Here is a 5,408-nt window from a genome sequence, read left to right on the forward strand (position 1 = left end):
AAAGGTCAATGTTTTCCACGCTATATTTACGAAGATACTACGGTTTCAAAAAGTAAAAGTGAGAAACAATCCCATTTATTTACGCATTCTACGGAGAAAAACACAACAGCTGGTTTACAGAGGCGTAATGCTATTACTGATGAGGGGCTAGAACATTTTAAAGCCGCTTATCCTAATGAAACCATAACAAAAGATGATCTATTCTATTATGTTTACGGTCTACTTCATTCAGAAGATTACCGTGCTCGTTATGCGCATAATTTATGTAAAGAATTACCTCGCATTCCTTGTGTAAAGAGTGCTGATGATTTTTGGAAGTTCGTAACAGCAGGGCGTGAACTGGGTCATTTGCACGTGAATTATGAAACTGTAAAACCTTATCCAGTCACCTTTAAAAAGGGTAATCCAAAACAGACAGAGATCTCTAATCCCGAAGAATTTTACTACGTTACAGAAATGAAATTTTCTGGGAATAGTAAGGAAAAGGATAAATCGACTGTTTTTTATAATAGCAATATCATCATGACGGATATACCTCTTAAAGCTTATGAGTATATAGTCAATGGAAAGCCTGCTCTTGAATGGGTTATGGAACGTCAATGTGTTAAAACAGATAAAAAGAGCGGCATTGTTAATGATGCTAATCGCTATGCTGTTGAAACCATTGGCAACCCTGCCTACCCTCTAGAGTTATTTCAGAGGGTTATTACCGTAAGTTTAGAAACCATGAAAATCGTTAAGAACTTACCAAAATTGGAAATAAGAGAAACTGAATAACTTATAAAGCATGCTCACATAATGGGTATGATAAACTCATAAGGGGTATAGAACATAGCGATTAATCTATACCTCTCTTGTTAAGTTGATTAGATACAATCTCAAAAAGACAGTTTATATGCGTTATTCTAAAAAGAAATCCCATCTTAAAGTGAATAGGCTTCTTTTGAATTGCCTTTAAAAGATTATATCGTAATCTAAAATGAGTGCTTTATGCTTTTCAAAAGCTTTGTTTAAAGAGAGTTATGTATATTCATTTTCTTATATTACTTATAGGTTTTGAAGGTGTAAAAACCGTCAAAACCCCTCAAAACGTATATTATTAGTTGAATTTATAGGTTGTATTTTTATATAGGTTGTTTTTTTAAGATCTGTAAAATCTTAACCTATTGAAATATATTGATTTTAATTTTCTCTCATTTAAAAAAAATAATGGTGGTTTAACATTGCAATTTGAAAATAAAACCACCATACAAAGAAATTTACTTCAAATTATCTGTAATCCTTTTACAGAGGAATTCATAGAAGTTACTTGCATAATATTGTGGATCCTTGGGTGGAAAATCAAAATAGAGTGCACATTCTCCATTCTGAAATTGAGAATAATCGAAGAAAAATGTCTCTCCAAAATCGGTTCTACTAACAATAAGTTGCTGTGGCGTTGCAAAACCATTTTTTCTATAATTTAAGTTTTTATAAACAATATCATCACTACGAACAATCTCAAAGTTTGTATCATAAACGCTACATATTCCCTCACCACAAATTTCCCCTCTTCCATAGTTTTTTAAAAAACTTTTATAGGAAGACGTAAACTGCAAACCAAGAGTTTTCTCTGCTTTTTCAATCAGTGCATCATCAACTGCTTCATCTGTAGAGCCAAAATCGATACTATCGTTATATTTATCAACTAGTACTGCAACATCAGCTAAGGTATAGGTTTTCATAGATGATCCTCAAAACTTGCGTAACGCTCCATATTTCCCCTATCATTTGCCCCTCCTCCATAGTTTTTTCCAAAAGCTCTTGTAAAAAGGGATAGGTTGCGGAGTGGGAGTGTTCTCAATCTTTTCAATTGGTTGGTCTCCATCAGGTATCTCAACTCCCACGCTTTCTTTAATTCTTTTGCAAAGGAATTCATAAAAATTGCTAGCATAATATTCGCAATCTTCAGATGGAAGCATGACATAGATTGGGCATTCTCCATCCCGAAACTGCGTATAATCAAAATAAAAGGTTTCACCAAAATCAGTACTACTCACGAAAAGCTGTTCTGGTGTCAGAAAACCACGTTTTCTAGCATTTAAGTTTTGGAAAACAATATCACCAGCAGCAATACCTACTCCACACTCCTTATAAAGGCTAAAGATTTCATCACCACCAATTTCTCCTCCTTTATAATTTTTTAAAAAACTCTTATAAGACGATGTGAATTGTAAACCGAGAGCTTTCTCCGCCTTTTCAATCAGTAGATCATCAACTGCATTTTCTGCAGTCCCCAAATTGATAATCTCATCATCATATTTATTCACTTTATCAATTAATACTGCAACATCAGCTAAAGTATAGGTTTTCATAGATGATCCTCAGAACTTGCGTAACGCTCCATATTTCCTCACTATCAATTTCACCTCTTCCATAGTTTTTTCCAAAAACTCTTGTAAAAAGGGATAGGTTGCGGAGTGGGAGCGTTCTCAATCTTTTCAATTGGTTGGTCTCCATCAGGTATCTCTTCTCCCGCGCTTTCTTTAATTCTTTTACAAAGGAATTCATAAAAATTACTGGCGTAATATTCACAATCTTCAGATGGAAGCATGACATAAAGTGGGCATTCACCATCCCTAAACTGCGTATAATCAAAATAAAAGGTTTCACCAAAAGCAGCATCACAAACGATAAGCTGTTTTGGTGTTGCGAAACCACGTTTTCTATCATTTAAGTTTTGAAAAACAATATCATCAAAAGGAACACCTATAGGATGCTCATAAAGACTATAGATTTCTTCACCACCAATGTCCCCGCCTTTATAATGTTTTAAAAAAACTTTATAGGAAGATGTGAATTGTAAACCGAGAGCTTTCTCCGCCTTTTCAATCACGAGATCACCAACCGCATTTTCTTCAGAACAAAAATTGACAATATCACCTTCATATTTATCAACTAATTGTATAACATCATCTAAGGTATAGGTTTTCATAGATGATCCTCAAAACTTGCGTTATAAACGCTCCATATTTCCTCTATCAATTTCACCTCTTCCATAGTTTTTTCCAAAAGCTCTTGTAAAAAGGGATAGGTTGCGGAGTAGGAGTGTGCTCAGTCTTTTCAATCGGTTGGTCACCTTCAGGTATCTCAGCTCCCACGCTTTCTTTAATTCTTTTGCAAAGGAATTCATAAAAATTGCTAGCGTAATATTCGCAATCTTCAGATGGAAGCATGACATAAAGTGGGCATTCTCCATCCCTAAACTGCGTATAATCAAAATAAAAGGTTTCACCAAAATCTGTTCTGCTAACGAAAAGCTGCTCTGGTGTCACAAAACCACGTTCTCTATTGAGTAAGTTTCGGTAAACAATATCACCAGCAGGAACACCTTCCCCACAATCTCCATAAATGCTAAAAATTTCATCACCACCAATTTCTCCTCCTCCATATTTTTTTAAAAAAACTTTATAAGAGGATGTGAATTGTAAACCGAGAGCTTTCTCCGCCTTTTCAATCTGTAGATCATCTGTTTCATTCTCTTCATCATCTTCACTACCCAAATTGATAATATCATCATCATATTTATTCACTTTATCAATTAATACTGCAACATCAGCTAAGGTGTAGGTTTTCATAGATGAACCTCAAAACGTGCGTTATAAACGCTCCATATTTCCTCTATCAATTTCACCTCTTCCATAGTTTTTTCCAAAAACTCTTGTAAAAAGGGATAGGTTGCGGAGTGGGAGTGTGCTCAATCTTTTCAATCGGTTGATCACCATCAGGTATCTCAACTCCCGCGTGTACTTTAATTCTTTTGCATAGGAATTCATAAAAATTACTGGCGTAATATTCGGACTCCTCATCCGCAAACATGACATAGAGTGGGCATTCACCATCCCGAAACTGCGTATAATCAAAGTAAAAGGTTTCATCAAGATCATAACTCACAACGAGCTGTTCTGGTGTCGTAAAACCACGTTTTCTATCATTTAAGTTTTGGAAAACAACGTCATTAACAGAAACACCTATAGGATGCTCATAAAGACTATAGATTTCTTCACCACTAATGTCCCCACCTTTATAATGTTTCAAAAAACTCTTGTAAGAGGATGTGAATTGTAAACCAAGAGCTTTCTCCGCCTTTTCAATCACAAGATCATCAACTGCATTATCTTTAATACGAAAATGGATAATCTCATCATCATATTTATTCACTTTATCAATTAATACTGCAACATCAGCTAAGGTATAGGTTTTCATAGATTATTTCTCCAAACTTCTTTTTTCTCTCTTTTCATCAACCGTAGAGCATTACTACCGATGCTCCTGTCCCCATCTGTCAAAATCTATCCCTATGATACTCCATTTCATGTCGATTATTCCTCCTAAATTATTGTTTTTTTGTTCTCTATACCCTTTAGCACGTTCCTTCCAATATTCCTCTCTCCACTTACCAAACTTGTCTCTCTCTATAAGTGATTGATGTTTTTGAGGATTATTATGAATCACAGAAGTATATTTTTTATGAGATTCATGACTCATTTCTGCTATGGGTCCCTCATGCGTTTGCTTTAGGTGATGCAACTCAACAGACTTATTATCAAATCCTATAGGTGCTCTTCCTGTTTCCATTCTCTCAATATTGGTGCCCCACACCGTTTTTCCTTTTTCTTCCCAATCAGAAATTCTGTTAGGATCAAACAAATCGTCTCTCTGATAGGCTTTGTTTGTCTGTCCAAATTTGCTATCGGTAAATTTAGTGGGTTTCTTTTTTAACCAAAGCTTTTTTTCTTTAGCAGCAAGTTTAGTTAGTTCTTTCTTCGCCGCAAGTTTGTCAGGATCTCCCTGAGCTGCAAGTTTGGCAAGATTTTTCTTGGAAGCGAATTGGGCAAAATCTTTCCTAGCAATGAACTTGATCACAGCCTTGTTGCCAAGATTTATAGCTCCCTTGGCTGCTCCAGCTCCTCCAGCAAAGTTTTCTAATACTCCGGCTGATAATCTTCCACTTTCAAAACCAGCATTAAAAGCTCCGTCAACTCCCGCTTTTTCAATATTCTCTTTTACGTAATCTATATCCCCTATAAAGGAATCCTCAACACCTCCCCAGAATTGACCAGCACCTTCCCAGACATCATCAATCACATGTCCACTCACGACCCAAGACGCTCCTGTTCCAATGTCTTTAAAACTCTTTTCAACGCCCCCCCGTGGATTGCTAGCAAATATTATCATTTGTAACATCATGTTCTTCACAGCGCCATCAGCTAACTCGTATAGCTTGATTGGTATATCGGCAATGAGACCAGTCATAATTCCTGTCGAAAAAGTTCTATCTTGCTCTTCATCAATCTCGAACCATTTTTCGTTAACATCTCTTCGACACTGATCATCAGGGCACTCTTCTAACTCTTTCTTCATCTGAG

General features: G+C 35.9%; 7 protein-coding genes. 1 reads left to right on the top strand and 6 read right to left on the bottom strand.

Features of this window, described 5'->3' with window-relative positions; all coding sequences use genetic code 11:
- Window positions 1-777, top strand: a 777-nt coding sequence (locus ACFIL8_RS07345) for a type ISP restriction/modification enzyme (RefSeq protein WP_375689289.1), incomplete at its 5' end; no start/stop codon positions are given.
- A gap of 482 nt (window positions 778-1,259) precedes the next feature.
- Here ACFIL8_RS07345 and ACFIL8_RS07350 read toward each other — a convergent pair.
- The 6 genes from ACFIL8_RS07350 to ACFIL8_RS07375 all read right to left on the bottom strand — a co-directional run.
- Window positions 1,260-1,724, bottom strand: a complete 465-nt coding sequence (locus ACFIL8_RS07350; protein ID WP_375643532.1) for an SMI1/KNR4 family protein — start codon at window positions 1,722-1,724, stop codon at window positions 1,260-1,262.
- 42 nt (window positions 1,725-1,766) lie between these two features.
- Entirely contained in the window at window positions 1,767-2,354 is a 588-nt protein-coding gene (locus ACFIL8_RS07355; RefSeq protein ID WP_375689291.1) for an SMI1/KNR4 family protein, read from the bottom strand.
- 50 nt (window positions 2,355-2,404) lie between these two features.
- On the bottom strand, window positions 2,405-2,974 hold the full coding sequence (locus ACFIL8_RS07360) for an SMI1/KNR4 family protein (RefSeq protein ID WP_375681059.1): 570 nt from the start codon (window positions 2,972-2,974) through the stop codon (window positions 2,405-2,407).
- Window positions 2,975-3,026: 52 nt separating this feature from the next.
- Window positions 3,027-3,617, bottom strand: a complete 591-nt coding sequence (locus ACFIL8_RS07365) for an SMI1/KNR4 family protein (RefSeq protein ID WP_375612467.1) — start codon at window positions 3,615-3,617, stop codon at window positions 3,027-3,029.
- A 52-nt stretch (window positions 3,618-3,669) separates the two neighbouring features.
- Window positions 3,670-4,245 (bottom strand): SMI1/KNR4 family protein, encoded by a 576-nt coding sequence (locus ACFIL8_RS07370; protein ID WP_375612466.1) that lies wholly within the window; start codon window positions 4,243-4,245, stop codon window positions 3,670-3,672.
- Between the two features lie 54 nt (window positions 4,246-4,299).
- Window positions 4,300-5,408, bottom strand: a 1,109-nt coding sequence (locus tag ACFIL8_RS07375; RefSeq protein ID WP_375689294.1) for an HNH/ENDO VII family nuclease, incomplete at its 5' end; no start/stop codon positions are given.

Source organism: Bartonella sp. AP57NXGY, from assembly GCF_042195805.1.
In the GTDB taxonomy this organism is placed as follows: domain Bacteria; phylum Pseudomonadota; class Alphaproteobacteria; order Rhizobiales; family Rhizobiaceae; genus Bartonella.